This window comes from Parabacteroides sp. PFB2-10 (assembly GCF_029893085.1).
GTDB lineage: Bacteria > Bacteroidota > Bacteroidia > Bacteroidales > Tannerellaceae > QVMG01.
Genome location: NZ_JARXWI010000003.1, coordinates 223155 through 248333 on the forward strand (window position 1 = coordinate 223155; position 25179 = coordinate 248333).

10 protein-coding genes are annotated in these 25179 nt (G+C 44.6%); 1 reads left to right on the forward strand and 9 read right to left on the reverse strand.

Annotation, left to right across the window (positions count from 1 at the left end):
- Positions 1 to 41: 41 nt before the first annotated feature.
- From M2137_RS04170 to M2137_RS04205, 8 genes are all read right to left on the reverse strand, one after another.
- Positions 42 to 1997, reverse strand: coding sequence for a glycoside hydrolase family 97 protein (locus tag M2137_RS04170; RefSeq protein ID WP_280765268.1), 1956 nt, complete (start codon positions 1995 to 1997; stop codon positions 42 to 44).
- 53 nt (positions 1998 to 2050) lie between these two features.
- Complete coding sequence (locus M2137_RS04175; RefSeq protein WP_280765200.1) at positions 2051 to 4099, reverse strand: DUF6055 domain-containing protein; 2049 nt, start codon at positions 4097 to 4099, stop codon at positions 2051 to 2053.
- A gap of 133 nt (positions 4100 to 4232) precedes the next feature.
- Positions 4233 to 5924, reverse strand: a complete 1692-nt coding sequence (locus tag M2137_RS04180) for a RagB/SusD family nutrient uptake outer membrane protein (RefSeq protein ID WP_280765201.1) — start codon at positions 5922 to 5924, stop codon at positions 4233 to 4235.
- Between the two features lie 25 nt (positions 5925 to 5949).
- On the reverse strand, positions 5950 to 8937 hold the full coding sequence (locus M2137_RS04185; RefSeq protein ID WP_280765202.1) for a TonB-dependent receptor: 2988 nt from the start codon (positions 8935 to 8937) through the stop codon (positions 5950 to 5952).
- Between the two features lie 176 nt (positions 8938 to 9113).
- On the reverse strand, positions 9114 to 10778 hold the full coding sequence (locus M2137_RS04190; RefSeq protein ID WP_280765203.1) for a DUF1735 domain-containing protein: 1665 nt from the start codon (positions 10776 to 10778) through the stop codon (positions 9114 to 9116).
- Between the two features lie 298 nt (positions 10779 to 11076).
- On the reverse strand, positions 11077 to 13320 hold the full coding sequence (locus M2137_RS04195) for a DUF6055 domain-containing protein (RefSeq protein ID WP_280765204.1): 2244 nt from the start codon (positions 13318 to 13320) through the stop codon (positions 11077 to 11079).
- Between the two features lie 230 nt (positions 13321 to 13550).
- Positions 13551 to 15254, reverse strand: a complete 1704-nt coding sequence (locus M2137_RS04200; protein ID WP_280765205.1) for a RagB/SusD family nutrient uptake outer membrane protein — start codon at positions 15252 to 15254, stop codon at positions 13551 to 13553.
- Between the two features lie 23 nt (positions 15255 to 15277).
- Positions 15278 to 18421: a TonB-dependent receptor gene (locus M2137_RS04205; protein ID WP_280765207.1), complete on the reverse strand. Its 3144-nt coding sequence runs from the start codon at positions 18419 to 18421 to the stop codon at positions 15278 to 15280.
- A gap of 1002 nt (positions 18422 to 19423) precedes the next feature.
- Between M2137_RS04205 and M2137_RS04210 the strand changes: the two genes are divergently transcribed.
- Positions 19424 to 23461 carry a hybrid sensor histidine kinase/response regulator transcription factor gene (locus tag M2137_RS04210; protein WP_280765209.1) on the forward strand — a complete coding sequence of 1346 codons (4038 nt, stop codon included), beginning with the start codon at positions 19424 to 19426 and terminating at the stop codon, positions 23459 to 23461.
- Between the two features lie 55 nt (positions 23462 to 23516).
- Here M2137_RS04210 and M2137_RS04215 read toward each other — a convergent pair whose 3' ends face one another.
- On the reverse strand, positions 23517 to 25163 hold the full coding sequence (locus M2137_RS04215; RefSeq protein ID WP_280765210.1) for a sialate O-acetylesterase: 1647 nt from the start codon (positions 25161 to 25163) through the stop codon (positions 23517 to 23519).
- Positions 25164 to 25179 lie beyond the last annotated feature (16 nt).

Sequence of the window (25179 nt, forward strand, 5' to 3'; positions counted from 1 at the left end):
ATTTCAAATGTTTTTTTGTTAATCACAATATCTGCCTTGCATTAGTTTTTCTTCCGGAGTGCGAGAGCAAATCCTCCACCCGGCGCCAAGGAAACCTTTAACTTATCGTTCCTGGTTGCTGTAAACATCTCTTTTTTATAATCAGAAGCCTGTCTGTCGGCATTGACTCCATCTTTAAACAAGGTGGCTTCATAATTTGACCCACTGAGGAAAGAGAGGTCGACTTCCAGCTCCCGCTTGTCCCAGTTCGTCATACCGCCAATATACCAGTCGTCTCCTACTCTGCGAGCTGTAATGATATATTCGCCTAATGTTCCACTAAGGATACGTGTCTCGTCGATACCCGTATTTGGTATACTCGTTATAAAATCAGTACATTCCTGTTCTTCCCTATAAATGGTCGGATTGTCAGCCAGCATAGTAATGGGAGAATCATGCACGATATAGGTAGCCAACTGATGGCAACGGGTTCCCTGGCTCATCGGATTATTATAGATATCCTTGAAATCGGCCTTTGTCGCATTGCGCATAGCTCCCGGAGTATAATCCAATGGCCCCGCCATCATGCGGATATAGGGCATAATGACGTCGTACTGCATCATGTCTTGCGCGACCGTACTCCACTTCACCTCTTCCATGCCAAATACACTCTCGAAATTGATAATATTCGGATAGGTGCGGTTCAGTCCTGTCGGTTTATAGAAACCGTGGAAGTTGAGCGTCAGTTTATGTTTCGCGGCCGCTTCAGCAAGACGATAGGCCATCTCCACGGCCGTCTGATCATCGCGATCCAGAAAGTCTACTTTAAATCCTTTCACGCCTAAGGCGGCATATTTCCGGCAGGCCTCTTCCAATTGTTCGTCCAGGACATTGAACACAGTCCACAGAATAATATCTACATTTTTGTTATTAGCGTATGTTATAAGTTCAGGGAGGTTGAGATCAGGAATCACGGTCAGCATATCACCCCCTTTGGGATCATACCAGCCTTCATCCAGAATAACATAAGGTATATGGTTTTCCGAAGCAAAATCGATGTAATATTTATAGGTCTGCATATTGATACCGGCTTTGAAGTCGACTCCGTAGATACCCCAGTTATTCCACCAGTCCCAGGCCACCTTGCCACCTTTCACCCAGGAATAGTCGCCAATGCGGTTCGGGGAAGCCAAGGCATACACCAGGTTATTCAAAGGCATGTCCGTATCTTTTTCGGAAACGGCTAATATGCGCCAGGGGAAGCTGCGCGTACCTTCCACGTTGGCTATGTAATCAGTACGCTCTGCCACATAGGTCATATGCCGCCATGGATAACGATCCATACGGGAAGGATAAGCAGCAAACTCGCCTTTCAGGAGCGCGTTTTTCCCATCCCCTCGGATAAACATACCCGGATAGGCTTCCAAATCGGATTCGGTAATCGTCAATTTGATACCATTTGCGTAGTCGATGGTAACCGGAAGAAAAGCCACCCTGTCCGGGTTTGCTTCGGTTAGTTTTGCTTTTGTGTATAAGTTCTGAAATGCCATCGCATACGGATCTTTTCCTTGGGCAGCCGTAGAATAGGCTCTATACGAAAGATGATCTTCCGCAAAATGAAACTCGGCTATTTCATCTTTGACAATAATGGGCTGCTTGAAGGTAGTGTAAAAGCGATAAGCAATCCCTTCATCATAAGCACGTATACGGACACCGTAGTTACCCCGGAAAGTGATATCCATCTCATTGTAAGAAACGGCAAAGGAACTCACCCGATAGTTCGGAGAAGTGATTTCTTCGTTGACCAATCGTGTCTTTCGCTTACTCACGCGTGCATCCTTTCCCAGCGTCCTGTCTTCCAGAAGCAAGCCGATCGTACCCTCTTTTACCAATACCTGTCCGTCGTGTGTCAGGGTATAGGAGAGTTGTTCGCCGGCTGTCAACGTTATTTCCAGTTTCCCGTTGGGCGAGGTAAGCGAATAAGCATTACCTGCCGCATGAAGCGACAGGCAAGCCATGAAAAACAAAAAGACTAAAGTGTATTTATTCATGAAAAATCTTTTTTAGTGTGTTATTGAATGATTGTTGTCCCTGTCAGTTTAATCTGATAGGGCCATTCTTCTACGCGACTGGAATTCAAAGTAGCATGTGATGTCGGGGCGCCCATTACCACTACCCAAAGATAGGTTGTTTTTTCGGGCACAGTAAAGGTAGCCTGACCTTCTGTTTCAGCATACGTTTCACTATACACCCGCTCTCCGGTACTTGTCAGAGCCATAAAGCCATAGCGCCAACCGGCTTTATCCAGATTATAAGCGCTGTATCCTTTCGCACCGGCAATACCTTTAAAGTCGAGCGTCACCTTGGTGCCTGCCTCAGGTACTTCCAGGCGAATACCATTGTAACCATAGTTTTGAGGGCAATTCTCTTTTGCCACCTGATACCAGCCGTCATCCAATGCATCCAGCTTTGTTTTGTGCTGATTGATATATGGAGCGGAAACCGTACGGATACGATCCATATCCCAAGTCATAAAACGAAGGTATCCCCGGTGTAATTCGTCGTTGAACGCGGCCTGTGTCAAGCTGGCATATCGCTTGTATGTCGATACGATATCTTCCTGCCCCTGCACACTACGCCATAGATTACCGATCACATCTTTTCCATGAAGGCTTGCCCAATATTCCAACACAAAGGGAGAATGATACATATTGGTTTCATGCAAGAAGGCATTGTGGTTTTTCTTCATAAACTCTACCAGATGGTAATTCTCAAAAACAATCCAGTTAGAATAGTATTGCCACAGCATATACTGGGAGGTCATTTCAAAGATACTGCCACCGGGGAAATTGCGTCCTTTATCAAAACGGACAATCTCCTGGAAGGCGTGTCCCATCTCGTGGGCAATCGCTCCATACGGTGCGTTCTTTACCCGGTTAGGGGTGATCCACATAGCTCCTACCTTATCGTCTGCACTTCCTCCGTAAACCGTCCCTTCATCGCTATAATAAAAGAAAAGAATCAATCGATAGTCATCAGAGAGCGAGTTTCCTTTTTCTGCAAATTTCAGCTCATCGCGGAAGAAACGGTACATCTTTTCCGCTTCAGCCATCAAGTCACGCAAGGGAAAGCGATAGTCCGAATTACTACATGTCTCCGGATCACTGCCGAATTGAGGTTCCCAGAAAGCCACCAGATTGGGAGTTTCCATCATCCGGTGAACACTGAACTGGCTGTTTGGATTCTGGAAATCATTAGATCCCCCACTCCAGTTAGCCAGGTCCTTGCATACCCATTTCGGGAAGTAGGTTACTTTTCCACCTTCTCCTTCTACTTCATCCCATTTATCGTCAATATTTACTTCACAGGTAGCCTGCGTATTCAAAAACGCAGTCTGTATCTTCGTTCTTTTGTTAACCTGATGAGGAATATCTTTTATCTCGCGGGAGGGAGTATTGCCTATTTGCAGAGTTATATCCATCCGCGCAGACTCTTTCGGCGCAAAAATATAATCAGAGACCAATTTACCAGTTGTTTCTGTTAACAAGAAAGATCTTTCATCTTTCCCACTTCCAGTAACAACGGTTCCTTCCAACACATTCAAAGAGGTATAGTTAACAGAATAGGCAACTGTCAATGTCTTTCCGGTTCCCACATCGTCCGTTTCCACATAATCGATTCTGGCTACAGCATGCGACAGCCTGACATCATATTTATCCTTGGTTATAGAAGTGGTCACTACGCCGGAAAAGGCATCTGTCGGTTTCGCCTTTTTATTCATAGTAACCGCCTTCAGGTCGGAAACATTATAAAAATTATTAGCGCTTCCTACCTCTCCGAAATCAGCCCAAAATACACATGTATAAGTTTTGGAAACATCCAGATTGACCGTAAAAGAGCCATGGGTTTGTTCCATTTGGTTGGAGGCTGAAAACATATTTTGAAGATTCCCGTCTGTATCATAAATAGCCAGGATATATCTGGGCTCTTTATCTGCAGAGATGCTTTCGGTTGTCACATTGAAAACAAACTGCTGCATGATAACATCTTTCTTATCATCATCGCTACAAGCACTAAAGACCAGAAGGATAAACAGAATATTTAAAATTGTCTTTTTCATGGTTTTATATATCCTCCATAGTGCTTGCTTCAGTACTATGGAGGATCTTCTCTTTGAAGTTTCTATTAATCAAATAGTTTTATGACAGATAGAGATGGCGAACCATCTCTATCTTTGGGAAAATAAAAATTATTTATTCATAAGGAGCAGCATCCAACGAAGGCGACCTTCTCAATTCACTGCGTGGGATAGCCATCCAGTAGTTCTTGGGAGCATAGAAATTCCGTGTTTCGATCGGTGTCTCTTTAACAATATATTTCTTGCTTCCGTCTGACATTTTCTTAATGTCTAAACCGATGATCGGTTCTTTATAGATAGCTTCCGCAGTTTTCCAACGACGGATATCAAACCAACGCTGTCCTTCGAAAACAAGTTCAATCTGACGTTCATATTCATAATCTGCCCAGATATCAGCTCCGGTTGCCGGAGGCATCAAGGCACGCTCACGTACCATATTGATATATTTTAAGGCTTCCGCATTATTCCCTAACTCAATTTGACATTCAGCATAGTTCAGATAGAATTCAGCCAGACGCATCATAATGCCCGGTGAGGTATGAGCAGCTGTTCCTTGATCATCATAATCGGGATCCAACCCTTTCTTTACCAGATAACCTGTCTGAGTAGCATTCCACCAGGCAGAACCTTCGCGGCTGTCCCTTCCGGCCACAACACCTTTTTCGCCCGGAACAAAGTATTCTACTTCCCGGTTATCACTTCCATAGCCCCACATTGAACCGTCCAAAATAATAGAGCCTTCCAAACGCAGGTCGCGATCAGCCCATGGATATTCGTCTTCACCACCTTGTACATACGGGCTACCATCGGTCATCTGGAATTTCATTACAACATTATGTGTTGGCTGGATTGTGCCCCAACCACCATAGCCGTTTCCTGAGCCGCAAGGAGACTGATGCAGGAATGTCTGGTTAGTGCCTACTGTTCTTTTTCCATCAAACAGTTTCTGGAAAATGATTTCCGGGTTTTGCGGATCATTGAACAGTTTTGTGTAATCAGCCGAAGAGCTAACCGATTTCAGGGAATAGGCATTCAGGTCGATAACGGCCTTATTGGCAGCCGATGCGGCCTCCCATTTGCTCCGGGTAGGATAGTTTGCATCAAACAGCGGACTGGCGGCAAACAATAACGTTCTTGCCTTCAGCGCCATTGCTGCTCCTTTGGTTGCGCGACCGAAGTCACCGGCGGAAGCATAAGAGACCGGCAACATACTGATTGCCTTATCACAATCTGCCACAATAAAGGCAGTTACATCTTCAATAGAAGCTCTTGTTTCAGTAAATTCTTCCGTATCGATAGAGAATGTTTTATCAAGGAGAACCACTCTTCCAAAGATATTATACAACTGATTATAGAAAAAAGCACGCAAGAAATGAGCCTGTCCGGTCAATTCTTCTTTCCATACATCGTCACCGTCATTGACAACAGGCACATCAGCTATCTTTTCAAGAAATGCATTTACCTGCTTAATAGCGCCATAATAATAGTTCCAGGGATTCCACATATCATCATCCCATCCGAAACCGGAAACATCAGGAGAAATATATCCCTGCCTTACATTGTCTGTTCCATAAAGGTGCATTTGATAGATCTCTTCCGTCAAGCTGGCATACCTGGATCCTTTTCTTGACTCCGGCATTATCTTTGTATATGGGGTATTCAAGTAGGCTTCTGCCAATGCCAAGTCACCCCACACAGCAGCATCACTATATGAATCCATCGGATCTACATCCAACACATCACAAGACACGATATTGAAACTCGCCACCAACGCGATTCCATATATAATATAGTTTTTTATCTTCATGATAATTTAATTTTTACTATTGATATTAGAAAGTGATATTTAAACCGGCAGTAAATGATCTTTGCAACGGATAAGCCGTGATACCGTTTGTAAGTTCCGGGTCGAAATCTTTGATCTTATCGATTGTGAACAGGTTATTTCCGTTCACATATACACGTAGATACTCGAGGCCAACTTTCTGAGATATCGCCTTAGGTAAAGTATATCCCAATTCCACCGATTTCAAACGAAGGAATGCCGCATTGCGCAACCACCAGGTAGATCCGTCACCATTAAATTTGTCACCATACGTCTGCTTGATCATCGCCCGTGGATATTCTGCATTCAGGTTTTCTTCTGGCCCTTTTTCAGGAGTCCAACGTCCTTCATAGAAAGTTGTTATCATATTCATACTCGGCTGCACCAGCAATTGTGCTTTTGCCTGTCCTTGGAAGAAAACGTTCAGGTCTAATCCTTTCCAACCACCGTTGAATGTAAAACCGTAGATGATCTTAGGCGTTGGAGAAGCATTGACACGAAGCATATCATCAGTCGTAATCTCACCGTCATCGTTGATATCGCGGTAGATCAAGTCACCCGGCTGAGCTCCTTCGATATGAACGGAATTTGCCACCTCTTCCTCTGTCTGATAGATACCTAACGCATCGTAAAGCGTATAGGAGTCGATTGGATGACCGGTTGCTTTTTTCCACTCGGGAGTTGAAACTGCCTCATCGATATAAATCATTTTGTTTTCTGCAAATGTGAAGTTACCGGTAACACCCCAGTTGAAATCGCCCAAACGGTCTTGATAGCCTGCAACGATTTCAAATCCCTGGTTATCCATCTTACCAATGTTTTCTGATGGCAAAGAAAGACCGGCATAATAGGGGATTGACGCACTTCTTGCTCGAAGGATATTATCACGTTTTGATTTGAAGACGTCAAATTCAAGATTGAATTTGTTTTCTAAGAATTGTGCTTGCACACCGATGTTCCATGTCTTAGCTGTTTCCCAAGTGATATTCGGGTTAGCTTCAACCCTCTGGTAAACCGCTTTGTACACTTCGTCGCCAAACATCATACCCGTACCGAAGGCATATTGAGCCAGGTATTGGAATGCCGAAACATTATCATTACCCATCATACCCCATGAGGCTTTCAGTTTCAGGAAGTTTACATAGTCTTTCGCCGGAATAAAGAAATCTTCTTCACTCAATACCCAACCTAAGGAGAAGCCAGGGAAGAGTCCCCAACGTTTCCCTTTTGGGAAATTCATTGAACCATCGTAACGCATGGTTACTTCAGCCAGGTATTTGTCTTTATAGTTATAATTCACACGTCCAAAATAGTTCTGGCGAGCTGTTTTGCTACCGGAACCACCATTGCTCATATCTTCCGGATTATCACTACCTGCAAAGATCTGCATAATGGTTGTAGACAGGTAGTTCGTACGATATGCACTTACCGTGTTATAGTTATAAACAGACTGTTCATAAGCCGCAAACGCGTCGATCTTGTGATCTCCAAAGGTGTTACTATACCCGATTCGGCCATTCAGTGTAGTACGATCCGAGTTGTTTGCCCATGAGTTCAATGAAATCTGTCCTGTTTGTGCACGCAGGTTGTCGTATTCACCTGTCGTACCATTGTATTCATAAATATCATACGGATGATTGATTGTTTTACCGTTATTAAAAGTCAAGTCGATAGCGGCATATCCTTCCAGGTATAACCCTTTAGTCAATACATCCAAATCAATACGAATACGCGGTTTCAGATTCAGTGTATTGTTCTTGTACCTATTTGTTCCCGGCAAATCCGTTACCATGATAGCCGCGTTACGGGTAAGACCATCTACACCGGCACGATACAAACCGTTCGGGTACTTTGCCGGTACCATGGGGCTTGTCTTCAAGAAATATTCAAACATATAATCGGTAGCATAGATACCACGGTTACGCGCTTCCTGACGCCCCAAAATATCTAAGCTAAACTTGATTGCTTTCGTCACCTTTGCATCTACATTGGCTGAGAACTGATACTGTCCATAGTTTTGTGCGCTTTCCTTATAGATAGCATCCTGCCACATATACTGGAAAGAGGTATAGAAAGATACTTTCTCAGAACCACCGCTTACCGACAAACTATGTTGTGTGCGCGGTGCCCAATTTTTAGCTACGGCATCCCACCAGTTGATATCGCCATAATTGATTGGATCTTCTCCACTCAATATTTTCTCGATTGCTTCATCGGAATAGGTCTGTGAAAGTCCGTGACCGGCATCGTATTCATTGATATAAGTAGCATATTGGTAAGAGTTCAACATCTCCGGCACGCGGGTAGGTTGTGATACAGAGTAGCTACCGCTGTAATTGATATTCACCTTTCCTTCTCTACCACGTTTGGTTGTTACCAGAATAACCCCGTTCGCTGCACGCGCACCATAGATAGCTGCCGAAGCATCTTTCAGGATAGAGATCGATTCGATATCTTCCGGGTTCAAGCGAGAGAAGCTACGGTCTGCAATACCGTCTACCACGATCAATGGAGAAGTACTACCGGTAGTACCCTTACCACGGATCAAAATACTGGCATTATCTTCGCCCGGCTCACCGGAGCGAACGTTAGCAATTACCCCTGCTGTTTTACCAGCCAAGGTATTCGTTAAATTGACTGCAGCCACTTTCTTCAGTTCATCACCTCCCACCTGAGATACCGAACCGGTCAGTGTTGCTTTCTTCTGCGTACCATACCCCACGACGATCACTTCATCCAATCCGGTCACACTCTCTTGCAGGGTAACATTGAAGTTTCGTGTACTCCCTACTGTCAACGTTTGTGTCGTATAACCGATATAGGATATCTCCAGTTGAGCGTTCGTACCGCGAACAGACAAAGAAAATTCACCATCAATATTGGTTACGGTACCATTGGTCGTACCTTTTTCCACAATACTAACCCCAACCAACAGTTCCCCGTAGGCATCGGAAACAACACCTCGCAGCTGGATAGTCTGCTGTTGTACTCCCATGGCAGTTCCTATTTTATCATTTGCTTTCGCAGAAAGCGTAGCGCATGCAAAGAAACATGTGAATAAAGCGTAAAAAGAGATTTTACGAGCTATTCTATGTGATTTCAAATAAATATTCATGTTTTTCTTTTTTTGTTTTAATTAATAGATCAAGATTATCTCTATCCGGTGATTTCCTATTTCGGCAACTTGAATGAATAGGTCGCTTTTAAATCTTTATCAAGCCAGCTTTCATACACATAACAGTCGATATAAATCTCACCTGTTTCCATATTGTAATAAGATTTATTATCCTTTACATCGTTGCTTCCACCATAGGCTTTCAAGGCTTCAAGGAAAGTATAGATCTCTATTTTCTTGCAATTCGCTTGACCCGGCATATCTTCGTCGGTTACCGAGAAGAGAACAGCATACCATTCGCCATCACCACCAAAGCCATATTGTGCTTTATCGAGCACATTCTCCCATTCAATAGCACGTCTACAATCTTTTGCGTGGAATATCCGGTTCGTGACATTACGCGTTCTTTCATTGGTAATCACTGTCAGATCGTATGTTCCCACTAAGCTCTTCGCTACCTCCAGGTAGATCACTTCAGAGCCTATCACTTCACCTACTTCCATATCTTCCTTCACCAATACCAGCGGTACCAGGTAGAAATCCGATAATTTAAGACCGGTAATATCAATCTCATAAGCGATATCAACACCTTTCGAACCAGCATTGATCTTACCATTGGTAATCTTGATCAGATCTGCACTCGGAAGAGTCTTGTAATTTGTCTTTTCTGTGGCATTATATGCTGCAATCAGAGAAGGATCATAAACCATATTGATAGTCAATTCTTCCGGCAATACGGAGTTGGCAGAAACAGTAACTGCTCCCTTAACTGGAGTGGAAAGAGAATACGCCCCTTTAAGCACAAATTCACCTTCTTCATCTACGGCATCTTCAATAGATACCTGCACACCGGTAATATTCAACAGGTAATAAACCGGCTCGTTCTGTGCCACAGCATAATCAACAGTAGAAGATTTAAAATAACAAGGCAATACATAAATAAATTCTTCCGTCAAATTCTTGGCATTAAACTCAATATCGGCTGCCAGTTTCTTGGTGCCGTCTAATTTCACCTGCCCAAGAGAATAGTTTGCTTCCGGAAGTAGCTTATACTGAGGGTCGCTCAACAAAGAGGCATTCTTGTCGACGGTCAAAGAGATGGCACTCGCATCAATACCCGTAAAGTTCAGGTTAGCCTCCATCGTTTTTGTTTCTTTGGCTGTGCTTTCTTCGACAAAGAAAAGATTAACGGGAGCGCTGGGGACAGTAGTTGTTACGGTAGCCGCTGCCATATCAATATGGAGAATCACCGTATTAGCACTTTCATCCTCATCTACCCCTTCTGATTTCTCTGCAATTGCCCGGATCGGCAAAGCATACTGGGATGCATTTTGTACAGAACCGGCGGATTTATAAAGCTGTTTGGACTTAACAACTACTTCAAAATCCGCATTTTTCGATTTGACATCAAATTTCACACTTGCCGGCATCGTATAATATTCAGCCGGAAGCATCTTGTAAGTTGTCCCGTTAGCCGCGTTAAAAGCACTCAACGCCTCTTCACTAACAGTCAATAACATCGTCAGATCTCTGGATATACCATATTGGCGACTATAAACCGCCTTATAGGTATCCGATTCATTTTGTGAAACAGCCGATATCTTCGCATACCCGGAGGTAGCAAATCCCGGATTAATCTCGACCGTAGGAATTGGGTTCTTCAGATCATCGGCACATCCGGCCATGATACATGCAAAAACAATGAGAAATAAATTTCTCACATAATGTAGTTTTCTTAGGTTCTTCATATCATTACTATTTGAATTAAAGTGTAATCGACAGCAAACATAGAGAATAAGCCTCTCTTCGCGTAGTATAATTGTCTAATAAAATAGCTTAATTATTTTATAATTCGAGAATAAATCAGCATCACCAACAGGCACACACACAAGATATTACAAAAAATAAATAGATTATTTTTTCAACTTCCAAGACTATATTTTCATTTCATTTATTTATCACATTTTTATTTACGAAAAAGACTTGCAAAATGGACAACAGAAAGAAAAGAGAGATCCATTAAAATTGCATATTAAGAACAAAGGTTGCTTTGTATTGCTTATTGTCTTTGGTGTAAACCAACGTGGGTTTGAGGGTGTACTTCTTTCCGGCTACACTGAATCCCGGTTTGTGCCCGTAGGTGATTATAAATGTCTCTTTGTCGTATTCAAACCATAATGGGTCGTTGTTTCCCCACGACCCTTGGTTACCCGCAGCTGTGCAATAGAAACCGACATTAGCGGTGTAGGAGTACGAATAGCTACCATCGCTTTGTAATAATCCTAATACGATTTTACCCTCTTTGGGTTCAACAGTATTCCCGCTGGCAATGGGCAACGTATTTCCACTGAATACTTGCGATGGCAGCACGAAGGCTTGTAGCAGTTTCTGCAGATCGCCATTGCCTTGCAAGTCGATAGAACCTAATATGTAATCCGCCTTGGTTGCGTCGCATATCAGGTCGTAGGTGAAAGAGATATCTTTTATGTCGGCATCGGGATCTATGTTGAAGTTGCCCAATAAATCAGTTCCTTCGAACTTCACCTTGTAGGGCCATTGTGCATCGTCTGATTCCTTATCGTTCCAGCCATGTATGACATATTGTGCGGGGGCACCCTGCACTACGAGGTATAGTCGGGTGGTATTGGCAGGAATGGTGTACGTTATTTGACTTTCGCTCTCTTTGTGCATAGGCTCGTATCGTGCTTTGCCGTTTACAATGGCTACAAATCCGTATCTCCATCCTGCTTTTACATGGTGGTTGTTGTAATAGCGGGTAGTGCCAACGACATTGCCATCGCCATCGATCATAGAACCCGGATCATCGGCAGCCAATACACTTCCGGGTTGCAACCCAACGAAGTCGGCTTTGATGGTTGTTCCCGCATCGGGTACATTGAGTGCTATCACGTTGAATCCGGTTGTTCCCGGGCAACTGGCATAAGCTACCTGATAGTAATCGCCTGCGCTAAACAGTTTGGTTTTATAGTTTCCGGCCGATGAGGGACGGTAATCGCGCACTACATCCAAGTCGTAGGTCACCATGCGTGTGGCATAGTCATACATATCTTCGTATAGCGTTTCTACCTTGTTGTTGCAGAAAAGACGCATATAGGCAGAGAGAGCATCTTCGGGTTTGACCGATTGTTTCCAAATTTCAGCAACACTCTCTATACCGTGTTTCTGCGCCCAATAGTATGGCAACCAATAACTCGCATAACGCATCCACTCATGTTCGAAGCTGCGATGACAGTTTGCTTCCCATACGCTGACGTGGTAGCCAAATAATTCATTCGGATAATCCTGGAACGATTGCCATTGCGCGCACTGTTCCCAGAAGGCACATCCACCGTTACTGCCTTCGTAGCCATAACGGAAACCTTGTGCAAAATCCTTAGGAGCACCTTGTGCTACTTTATCACAATATACCTGATACTGGAAACTGTGTCCGATTTCGTGTGCAATGGTCGAACCCACCGGATGGCAAGTGCTGGGATTTACCCACAAAGCGCCAATCACATCGTCGTATCCACTACCGTAAGCCATCCATTCCGTCGTGTAGTGCATATATATTTGCATTTTGTACTTATCAAGATTGGAGGCACCGCTACCAGTATTGGCAAACTTCAATTTTTCAATATTAGTTTTGTAGAATTGTTCAGCCTTTACTAATAGGTCATCAATGTCTACCCTCAATTCGCCGGGCACATCAGAGCTATTGGGGTTATTGCCAAAGCCTGCTTCCCAAAACACAAAGAAGTGTTCGCTCTGTTTGTAGCGGAAAAATGACCATTTAGACGTTTCTAACAACATATTCATATTGGAGAACTCTCCCGGTTTATGGTATTTTTCGTAGTCAGGTATATCTTTGGGATCGATTTCTTTGCCTATCGGGGCTGTGTTTTCTTTTTGCGTAATGGTGATTTTACCTTTACTTGTACCACAATGAATATAAATAATTGCACTACGCGGTTCTTTTATTTCATTTTTCTTTACAGTAACATTTACCTTGGTAAGATATGCTCCCACACCCTCTTTTCTATCCAGCTCAATCCAATCGGCTGACACTTCGGAAGTCCATTTGCCCGAAGCTGTAAAACTGATTTCAGTTACTCCGCCTGTTTCTTGAACAATTATTTCCGATTTTTCTACTTTCACAGAGTCAACAAGTATAGGATCATCGTTTTTGCAACTCTGTATGCCTAAAGCAATCAGTAACAGTTCTAATATCAGAATATGGTGTAGTTTTTTTAGCTTCTTCATATTATTTCTATTTGAATTAAAGTGTAATCGATAGCAAACATAGATAATCCTCCCCCCTTCGCGTAGCACAATTGTCTAATAAAATAGCTTAATTATTTTAGAAAACCCAAACAAGAAAAAGTCCGGTAAAGATTCGAATAAACCTTTACCGGACATCGAGACTATCTATCTACAATTGATTAATTATAGCCGGGATTTTGTTTCAACTCTGCACTCAGCTTCCCGACCCATTACTCACTGGGATATCCGGGGTTTTGCTTCATATTCTGGTTGGTATTGAGCACGTTGTAAGTGAAAGGGAAGAGAGTTCTGTATTCGTTACCGGGCTCTGCCACGTGGTTGAACCAGTTCTTTGTCGTGAATGTTCCAAAGCGGATCATCTGTTGACGACGCTGCATTTCGCAGGCAAATTCCCAACCGAGTTCGTCATACAAACCACCCAACACGACCGGCGTCTGGTCGCCGGGCACATCGATATTGCCATTGAGGTCGAGGGTTCCATATTTCATAACGGTATTACCCTTCAGATAAGCAGCGTCAACCGTTGCCTGAGCTGGATCGTCGAACGCGCGGGCACGGATCTGCGAAACCAAAGCGGCCGCTTCTTCTTCTCTTGTTCCCATACGCAACAAACATTCAGCTTTAATCATCAGCGTTTCAGCATAACGGATAAAAGGAACATCGTTCGCCCAAACGGAAGTCGAAGGTTGGTTTCTGGCTTCGAACTTACCTACGCGCAAACCGTAATTTTCACTAACATCTTTTTTGGTCGCATTGGGGTTATCCGGCGTGGGAGCGGGTACTGTCGGAGCCGTCATAGCAGGAACGTGATTGATCGGGCAGAAAAGCACCGTTCCGGTAATCGACGGAAAATCCTGATACTGATTGCCGTTGATCCAAGTCTTTTCAAAACGTTTATCATCCGAGATCAATTTGTTTTCTTCGCCTTCACGTATGTTAGTGTACGAGTTGATGAACTGAGGATTCGCGCACGAACCGCTCCATCCACCCCACGAGTTGCCAAAAGCACGACCCCAACCCGATGCAAACCACTTACGGTACATCAGGAACGGAGCATACACCGCATCATGGGGAATAGCCCAGATAATTTCTTTATTGGTGTAGTCCGTACTAACCTTAAAGTTATCGGAATAGTCGGCGGAGAGTTGGTATTTTCCCGAATCGATCACTTTCTGTGCAGCATCGAGAGCTTTCTGCCACTGAGGTGTACCGGTATAAACCCCGGCATTCAGATAAACGCGTGCAAGGGTCATATAGGCCGCCCACACATTCAGACGTCCATACGTATTCGCATTTACCTCTTCCGACAATAATCCGGAAGCGATAACGGCTTCGAGTTCGCTTGTCACGAAATCATACACCTGCTGACGGGTAGACTGTAAAGGTACTGTGGTGTCGGTAAAATCAGTCACGATAGGAACATTGCCGTGCGTGTCCAACAAGCGGCTATACCAGAAAGCGCGGATAGCGCGCAACTCGGTGAGCATGATATCCTTCTGATTTTCGTCAGTAAAGGGTAATGCACCCGATTCAATCTGAGCCACGATACGATTCGTGTTATTTACACCATTGATACTGCGGCCGTAAGGACCGGTTACGTGTCCATCGCGCGGAGTCCATTTATGCTGGTGATTGCGAAGATAGATACCGCCATCGACCCATCCGGTAGGACGTTCGGGGGTAATAATAACGTCAGCCGGTTCTTCCTGCGCGTCGAATTCGCCGTACCAGTCATAGAACTGACGCATGGGCTGGTAAGCCTTTGCCAAAACAGAGGCAATGTCTTGTTCGGTCGGAATAAATGACGCCTCGGTAATCTCTGAGAAGACCTCTTCGTCGAGATTAAAACAACCTGTAAATAGGCAAAGTGACAGTAGGGATACTCCCCATTTATATATGCTTTTCGTTTTCATAATTTTATTACATTTTAAAGTTGTTAGAATGTCACATTAACCCCGAAAGTAAATGAACGAAGGGTTGGATATTTGTCGCGCTGGTCGGAACCGGCATCCATAATGGTCGAACCGCCGCTGCGACGGCTGGAAATCCTAACTTCGGGATCGAGTCCTGAATAACTTGTGATAGTTAACAGGTTCTGGGTCGCCGCATAAACACGCAATCTGTTGATATATTTTGACTTCAGATTGAACGAGTAACCAAGGGTCACATTATCGATCTTCCAGTAACTACCATCCTCCACATAGTGGCTGACATATGACTGCGCACTGGTCAAGATATGGCTCTCGCCGGTGGGTTGTCCGGTGGCTACGTCCACTACAGGATGCAGGTCAAACGCGCTGTTCAACGAGTTGTAGAGGGTACCTGCATTGGCATAGAACATCTCCTGATAGTTGAGGATCTTTTGGCCGAACGCGCCACGCATATTGATCGACAGGTCGAGGTTCTTCCAGTAGATCGTATTGTTCCAGTTTAGGTAATGTTTGGGAATACCATTACCTAAGATCTGCTTGTCATCATTATTGGCTTCTTCCGCCAAACCATAATAACGTTCTGTAATGTTCCCGTTTTCATCTTTTTTCAAACGTTCTACTACCCATTTACCGTCTTTGTCGACACCGACCGATTTCCAACCATAGAAGTTACCGATGGGATTGCCTACCTGCACCCGGTGAGTGTATTGCTGAACAGGTTCACCCGTATGTCCTGTGTCGAAATAGTCGACGGTCATCTTAAACTCCTCATTATCGATGGAAACAAGTTTGTTCTTGTTGGTGGAATAAGACATGTTCGTTCTCCATCGGAACTCCTTCGTCTGAACCGGAACAGCGTTTATCATAATCTCGAACCCACTATTGGTCATCTCACCTACGTTGGCTCTGAGGCTTCCGGTTTGGTAAGGAGGAGAAGGTACGCTGTAGTTGTAGAGCAGGTCTTTGGTGTCGCGTTTATACAAGTCAATGGCACCACCCAGACGGCCTTTAAACAGGTCGAAGTCAACTCCCAGATTATATTCATTTTTCTTTTCCCAGCGCAAATTGGGGTTCGCGTTACGCACAGGTCCCAACTGGTTGATCCATTTGCCCTGATAGAGGAAATACTCGCTGTAGCCTACTGAAGCCAAAGCCTGGTAGTTGCTGCCTGCGTCGGTACCTGTGACACCGAACCCTAAACGCAGTTTCAATAGGTTGATCCAGGAGTATTCTTTCATAAAGCCTTCCTGATCCAGACGCCAACCGGCCGAGATACTGGGGAAATTACCCCATTTGCTGTCTTTACCGAAGCGAGACGAACCTTCGTGACGCAGGGAAACCATCAAAAGATAACGGTTGTCATAGTTGTAGGTCGCGCGGGCGAACAAACCGATCAACTTGTTAGAGCTTTTACTGGAACTCATAGGCGATGTGATGATACCCTCTTTCACACCGAGACCGGCATCCAGGTTGTTCCAAAGGTAGGCGTCGGTAGGGTATCTGGAGTTGTTAGCCGAGAAATATTCGTACGTATAGTCATAGTAGGAATAACCGGCGACTGCGCCAATAGTATGTTTGCCAAAAGTCTGATTCCAGGTGCCGATAAGTTCGAGCTGATTGCTCACCGAATTATTGGTGCTACGGGAAGCTGCTCCGTTCGTGCTACCTTCTGTTGAACTCGCGGCCAAACGGGTGGTATAACTACCGGTAATTTGGTTATTATTCGTACGCGAGTAGGTCATCTTTAAGGAGAGGCTTTCTATCGGACGGAAATCCAACGAGCCATTGAAACGCAGACCTCGGGTACGCACTTCACCTTTCTGTTCGTTGACAATCGACACGGGGTTATCATAGAAGTAGATCGGACGTTCCAAATAGATACTGTTCGGAGTCTCATCCCAAACTGCTTCGCCTGTGCCATAGTTCGGATTGTAAACCGGCTGCGTTGGGTTCTGAATAAGGGCATAACGGTAGATATCCGTATTGAAATCGCGGCTTCGTAGACGCTCGTCGGCGATAACCGAAGCGGTAGAGATCAACTTATCGTCGAACATACGGTGAACAAACTCAAAGCGACCACGCGTGGTTTCCGTCTCCATCGTTTTCATGGTTCCCTGATTTTTGGCATAAGTAAGGTTAGCTATAATGCTGGTATTTTTGCCACCTCCACGGAAGGTAAGATCGTGGTTATGCACAAAGCCGGTGCGAGAAATCTCATCCAACCAGTCTGTATCATAGCCAAAATCCCTATCATTCGCACCAATAAAACTATATCCTTCGTCCCAACGCTGACGAAGATCGGAAGCGTCCATAAAATCGGCCTTTTTGACAAAAGTCTGAGCCGTAACATACCCGTTGTATTCTATGCTCGTAGGCGCTTCACGACGAGGAGTCTTGGTGGTGATAATGATTACACCATTGGTACCACGTGTACCATAAATAGCCGTTGCTGAACCGTCCTTCAACACATCGATCGATTCGATATCCTGCGGAGACACCGTGCTGAAATCGCCCGGAACACCATTAATAAGGATAAGCGGATCCTGAGTCCCGGTTATTGATGAGTTACCGCGAAGCATAACTGAAGTGCTTTGCGTAGGGTCGCCTGATGCTGTGGATATCTGCAAACCGGCCACCTTACCCTGAATCAACTGCCCGGCATCCACAATAGAGCCTGTATTAAAGGATTCTGCCTTCACTGTGGCCACCGAACTGGTCACATCCGCTCTCTTCTGTGTACCATACCCAATCACCACCACTTCATCCATCAGCTGTGAATCTTCCTGCATACGCACATTCACGGTTGGCTGATTTCCAACAGCTACTTCCAATGACTTAAATCCTACATAAGAGAACTGAAGCACCGGATTCGATCCGGTCACCGTAAGTGAGAACTTACCGTCCACATCGGTGGTGGTACCATTTGTCGTTCCTTTTTCCACGACATTCACCCCTGTAAGCTCAAACCCTTCTGCATCAGTCACTGTACCACGTACTGTTTTTGATTGTTGTTGTACGGACAAGATGCTTTCCTCTTCACCACCACTTGTCGGGCGTGTAAAATCGGATGCACTCACACTGAACAAGACACTACTGGCCAGAAATAGGATACCCCATCGCCTGCCAGGAAACTTTGTTTTCTTTTCCATAATTGTAATCAGATTAGATTAAGTGTTTTTTCACAAGTTGTTATAAAGTGTAAAGGAAAGCAATCTGTTAATTTTTCAGAAATAAAATAGTCCATATAAATACAAAAAACATACAAACACCCAAAAAATCAATATGCATTTATTTATTTGTGTATCTTATATTTAAGGAACTTTCATTAGACATTATTTCTATTTTTTTGGACTATACATCACTTAATTTTATGAAACATTCACCAAACGGATTAACATTTTTTGAAAAGCACCCTCTCCTATTCCCCATCTCTTCCAAACATTACATATGTTTATATCCCAATGTAAATCTTCAACCATATCGCAGTAATGTAAACAAACATTAAAACACCCATTCCCGCCGAAACCCTCAATTTACGATTTGTAATTTCCGCGGGATTTTGCGCGCAAAAAAGCGGGACTTCGGAGACAAACTCCCGGGAGAAACACTTTTTAACGTATGGGATTGTAAGCAAAACAGCCGTTTTGCTTACAGTCCGTATTTTAACATTTGGGAGATTGACGTGCGAAAGTGAACGGTGAGATCTTCAAATCGGAAAGAAATTGAAGATACAAGGTATATCAGATCAGTATCTAAAAGCTCCCCTTCTTAGAAAAGAAGGGGGGGACCGCTGCTTGCAGCGGTGGGGTAATTTGAATTCTTTATAAATGTTTTTCCTATTTCTTTGATAGTCACAAATACACAAAACAGAACAAATGTGTGATTTTTAATACATCAAACTACCCCACCATCGCAAGCGATGGTCCACCCCCTTCTTTTCTAAGAAGGGGAGCTTTTGGATACTTATTTCGCTACTCCTTGAATCTTCACATTTTACATTATATGAATCCCTCCCCAATTCCTATTTCCTTCAAACCTTTAAAAACATGACATGTCGGGTTATTCAGGAAAAAGTCTTGTTAAAAGATAGGATTTATAGCTGATTTAAGTTATTTTTGCAAAAGCGCGAATAATATAGTAATAAAAACCACATGAGAAAAAGATTCACTTTATTCCTTTTACTGATTATACCACTATGGGGCCACGGACAATCTGCCAAACTGTATACGGCCGACAGAGAGCTTTCCAGTAGCCTGATTAATAGGGTGTATCAGGATCGTAATGGGATGATATGGGTTGCTACGGAAGATGGATTGAACCGCTACGACGGTGCCAAGTTTACCATCTATCGACATGAGTCGGGGAATGTTCATTCGTTGATGCACAACTATGTCAATTTTATCGCAGAGGATTCGAAAGGGCATCTGGTGGTAGGAACCTATAGTGGGGTGCAGATGTATGATCCGGAGCTTGACCGCTTTACTCCCCCTGCGACATGGGAACACGGGGGAACGTTCGAGGGGAATGTGACCGACTTTCTGGAGCGTAAAAATGGTGAAGTATGGCTTTCAGGTAACGCCTTGTGCGGGTTAATCATCCATGACGACCGTTTGTTTGTGCGGCGGCTTTCTCTGCCTATCCCAACCTCTATGGTGGGTACGCTTATTGAAGACCGGAACTATACCCTTTGGATGATGCGGGGCGAAGAAGGGATCTACCGGATGGATGCCGACAACCAAATAAGACAGTATACGAATCTCAATGCTTCCAGTATATGTGAAGATCAAAACGGCGATATCTATGCCTCTACCATGGGCAACGGCTTGTTTAAGTATGACGTGGATACGGATAGTTTCGTGAACATCTCGAGTCGCGAACAACTGAACCTGCCGGTTAAAACCCTTTATTCGAACAGCCAGAACGAACTCTATATGGGAACCGATGGAAAAGGCATTAAAATCTTTATCAGCCGGACGTTGCAAATAATAAACTATGACTTCGATAATACCTATTTTGACTCCAAAACCTCCAAAGTACATGCTATATTGAAAGATAATGCAGGCAATTTATGGCTTGGTGTCTACCAGAAAGGATTGATGAAGATTCCGCAACAACCCAATAGTTTTAAGTATATGGGGTATAAATCCATTGATAAGAATATTGTCGGTTCCAATTGCATCACGGCTCTTTTTAAAGATCATGAAGGTGTTATGTGGGTAGGCACCGACAACGATGGTATTTATGGGGTTACGGAAAACGGAAAACAAAAAGTGCATTACAAGATAACTGACAGCCCCTTTTCTGTGCCTTCTACCGTATTTAGCCTGTATGAGGATTCGAAACACAACCTGTGGTGCGGATCGTTTCTCAACGGCATGGGCAAGTTAGACAAAGAGACTGGGTTGTGTACGTACCGGAAAGACCTGTTGGATCACGATGGCAAACGCGTACCGCGCGTATATGACTTTGCTGAAGATAATGATCAGAGGCTCTGGATCGCCACCATGGGTAGCGGCTTGTTCTATTATGATCTGAAGACCGACCGGATCGTGTACAATAGGAAAATGAATGCGGGCATCAATACCTGGGTTACCTGTTTGAGGCATTCAAAGGATAATATCATTTATGCGGGCACATACGATGGTTTATACAGCATCATTCCGGATGCCGAAGAACCTAAGATTCAGAAGATGCTGGTCAAACAGATCATTCATTCCATCTTTGAAGACCACCAGGGGATTATCTGGATAGGAAGTGCTGAAGGACTTTTCAAATGGGATCCCCAGACGCAGCGAATGAGTTCATACACCACAGCCGACGGCTTGCCGAGTAATGCTATTTACGCTATTCAGGAAGACGAACAGCACAATGTATGGATAAGTACCAATGAGGGACTTTCAAAACTATATCCGGAGAGTCAGCAGTTTTTCAACTACTATGTAGGTGATGGCTTGCAGGGGAATGAATTTAGTAAAAATGCCTCCTTTAAGGATAATAAAGGCAACATCTGGTTTGGCGGAATGAATGGTATAACCTATTTCAATCCGTGGGAAATAATTAATCCGGCGAAGAAATGGACCGTACGCATTACGGACTTCTACTTACATAATCAACCGGTCAGAAAGGGGATGTTGAGTGATGGGCATGATATTATTGATGCTCCGGTGTTCGAAGCAGAAGAATTCCATCTGTCCCATAAAGACAATGCGTTTAGCATTGAGTTCTCGACACAGGAATTGACCGACCCCGAACGAATGACTTACTACTATGCGATGAATGACGATGCCTGGGTTGCTTTGTCGGCCGGAACCAACCGGGTTTCATTCAGCAACCTGATACCGGGCACCTACCGCTTCCGCCTGAAAGTGGTGGACTATACGATCGAGTCGGATGTAAAAGAGATTATGATCCATATCCGTCCGCCCTGGTGGGCTACGTGGTGGGCCAAACTCCTCTATGTGCTTTTCACCATAGGTGTCGTAATCGGTATTGCTATGCAGATACGCCATCGCTACCGTATGCGTCAGGAGATGATGCAGCATGTACATGCCGAACAGATCAACGAAGCCAAACTGCAATTCTTTATCGATATTTCGCATGAAATACGCACACCGATGTCACTTATCATCAGTCCGCTGCAGAAGCTGATGAGTAGCGATACGGACAAGGTGCGCCAAAAAACCTACCATACGATTTATCATAGTGCCGAACGCATCCTGAAGTTAATGAATCAATTGATGGATATTCGTAAGATCGACAAAAAGCAAATGTCTTTTGTCTATTATGAAACAGATATTGTGAAATACTTGGATGACCTGTGTGATGCGTTTGCACAGGATGCTTCAAAGAAAAATATCACCTTGACATGCCATCATCCGGAGGAAACCGGCGAGCTGTTTTTGTGGGTCGACCCCGGAAGTTTTGATAAGATTATCCTAAACATACTTTCGAATGCGATTAAGTTTACGCCCAACCAAGGTCATATCGATGTCTATCTGGCTACGGGTGAGGATAAAGAGGTGGATGGTCCATTGAGCCGGTATGCCGAAATAACCATAGCCGACAATGGTATTGGTATTCCTTTGGCGGAAAGAGAGCGGGTGTTCGAACGTTTCTACCAGATACGCAACAATGTGAACAATTCCGGTGTGGGAACAGGTATCGGTCTGCAACTCACCCGTTCGTTGGTAGAATTGCATCAGGGGGATATCCGTATAGAAAGTAATCCGAACGAGGCACCCGGCACACGTTTCATTATTCGTTTGCCTATGGGACGCGACCATTTGCGTGTCGAAGATATAGGGAAAAAGGAGGAAAAAGAAGCTACCGTTTCTTCTCCGGTAGAGGAGATGATAGATCCGGAAGAGATGATGGATCAGGAGAGGGAGGCTGTCGGCCGTTCGCGCACGAAAAGCCGCATACTGATTGTGGAAGACGACGAAGAGATACGTCGTTATATCCGTGAAGAATTGTCGGATGAATTCCATGTACAGGAAAGCAATAACGGAAAGGATGCATTGGAGCTTATATTCAAACGAATGCCCGATCTGGTGATAAGCGATGTGATGATGAATGAAATGGATGGTTTTACGCTTTGCCGCAAGATAAAACAGAATGTAAACCTGAATCACATCCCTGTTATTCTCCTTACCGCCAAAACAACGGATGACGACAACATAGAAGGGTTAGATACAGGAACTGATGCCTATCTGACAAAACCATTCAATATGGAGATCCTGCGTAAAACGGTGAAGAACCTGATCCGGAGCCGTGAACGCCTGCGCAATACCTTTAGCGGGCAACAACACCAGGAGGACAAGTTGCAAAAGATCGATATGCTTTCACCAGACGACAGGCTGATGGAGCGTGTTATGCGGGTGGTAAATGAGAACCTTTCTAATCCGAACCTGACGGTAACCATGATTTGTAATGAAATAGGCATCAGCCGCGTGCATCTGCACCGTAAGTTGAAGGAACTGACCAACCAGACAACACGCGACTTTATTCGGAATATGCGCTTAAAGCAAGCGGCGAATCTTTTGTCGGAAAAGCGATATACAATCGCAGAAATAGCCGAATTGACGGGCTTTTCGGATCCAAACAATTTCTCGACCGTTTTTAAAGAACTGTATGGGGTTCCACCAACGGTTTACATGGAGGAACGCCTAAACGGGAAAGGGGATGAATAGAAACAAAAAAAGGAGACTGTTGATTCAGCCTCCTTTTTTTGTATATGCTTGGAGATTAATATCCTAAGATAGAAAGCATCTGTTTTGCATAACGTCTTCCCAGTTCTCTGTATCCGGCAGCATTGAAGTGCAGATTGTCTCGTGCCACATCGCAATCAGCCGAAGAAACAACATAACTGTTGGGATGAACTTCCGGCAAGGTGTTGATGATCGCATTCATGGAAGCGCAAACGCCTCCCTGCTTTTCATGCACCACTTCGCCGGCAAGCAGCGGAACAGAGTTCGGAGATAGTTTAAGATCCTTGAGCAGGTTATCGTACACCTCTTTTACCTTTTTAGGCCATTCCTGGTCGCCGGTATTCGATTCACCCTGGTGCAACAGAATGCCTTTGATCACTCCACCCTCTTTCTGTGCCTTAATGGCTAACTCCACCAAGCGGGCGTATGGGTTTCCATCGTATTCTTTTACCATATTCTTTAGCCAGTCCGGAGAGCTGTCTACATACGTCTGGAAATTCTCCTTATCGAATAATTCGATTTTACAACCACCTACGGCAACGTTGATAACGCCAACTTTGATATGCTCAGGCAGTTCTGCCACGAGGGTTCTCCCGAAATAATCGACGGGGGTAAGCCCGGTGCGACAGCGTACCAACGGAGGCACGGCTTTATACCATTCTCCTTTCGTGCGTCCACGATCCGAACAGTCTACGGCTTGCATCACCTGGAAACGTTTACTGACACCAATGGTATCCTGAGGTTCGATCCGGGCATTTCCTTCCATATTCGATTGTCCCAGGCATAGATACACATGGAACTCCTCTTTCGCAGGCTGCTGGAATATGCGTGAAACAAATGGTAAACAGGTATAGAGAGCCGAATGCCAGTATTCCCAATCGTGTCCTCCGTCGCGGATACGGAACTGGCAGGGAATACCTGCCTGGCGCATCGCACGGAAGAAGTCGATGTTGCGGTCGAGCAGGAAGTCATCGTCGCCACAGTCAACAAACCAGGAAACCGAACGAAGTAGCGCTTTGCGTGCCTCGTCGGCCTTTTGTACATATTTTACACAGCTGTTGTCGATCACCGAACGGGTCAGTTTCGCCATCGGTCCGTCGGCCTGGTTGGCAGGAGCAGCTCCCACTTCGGGAATGTCCATCAGGGCGCTCATCGCATAGACGGCACTAAACTTATCGGCATGGAGTTGACCGTATCCGGCAGCTCCTCCGCCACCCATCGAAAGACCTGCCACGGCACGATGTTGTTTATCGCCTATTACCCGGTATTTTTTCTCTACGTGAGGCAAAAACTCGGTAAAAAAGAAGGTTTCGTAAGCCCAGTTCGGCATATTGTAATAGCCATTCTGAACCACATTGGGGTCACCTCCGCCTGCATCGGGCGTGATGACGATCATTTCGCAGGCTTCTCCGCTGGCGGTTAATCGATCCATCACATCTTTGACACGTCCGGGACCTGTCCAGTCGGTATTGTTGCCCCACATGCCGTGTAACAGATAGAGCACCGGATAGGTTTTGCCTTTGTTCAGATCAAAACCCGCAGGAAGGAGTACATTGTATGCCCGCTTGGCATTCAACACCTCACTGTAAATCGTATCCGTGACTACCCGGCTTTGAAAAGGAGACTGTGCCTTTACCGATAATACACATAGGCATAGGGCTATGAGGTAAATAATTCGTTTCATGATAAATGATTTATAA

Coding starts and splice junctions, on each gene's coding strand:
- M2137_RS04170 (WP_280765268.1), bottom strand. CDS start 1,997: ATGGCTTGCCTGTCGCTTCATGCGGCAGGTAATGCTTATTCGCTTACC.
- M2137_RS04175 (WP_280765200.1), bottom strand. CDS start 4,099: ATGAAAAAGACAATTTTAAATATTCTGTTTATCCTTCTGGTCTTTAGT.
- M2137_RS04180 (WP_280765201.1), bottom strand. CDS start 5,924: ATGAAGATAAAAAACTATATTATATATGGAATCGCGTTGGTGGCGAGT.
- M2137_RS04185 (WP_280765202.1), bottom strand. CDS start 8,937: ATGGGAGTACAACAGCAGACTATCCAGCTGCGAGGTGTTGTTTCCGAT.
- M2137_RS04195 (WP_280765204.1), bottom strand. CDS start 13,320: ATGAAGAAGCTAAAAAAACTACACCATATTCTGATATTAGAACTGTTA.
- M2137_RS04200 (WP_280765205.1), bottom strand. CDS start 15,254: ATGAAAACGAAAAGCATATATAAATGGGGAGTATCCCTACTGTCACTT.
- M2137_RS04205 (WP_280765207.1), bottom strand. CDS start 18,421: ATGGAAAAGAAAACAAAGTTTCCTGGCAGGCGATGGGGTATCCTATTT.
- M2137_RS04210 (WP_280765209.1), top strand. CDS start 19,424: ATGAGAAAAAGATTCACTTTATTCCTTTTACTGATTATACCACTATGG.
- M2137_RS04215 (WP_280765210.1), bottom strand. CDS start 25,163: ATGAAACGAATTATTTACCTCATAGCCCTATGCCTATGTGTATTATCG.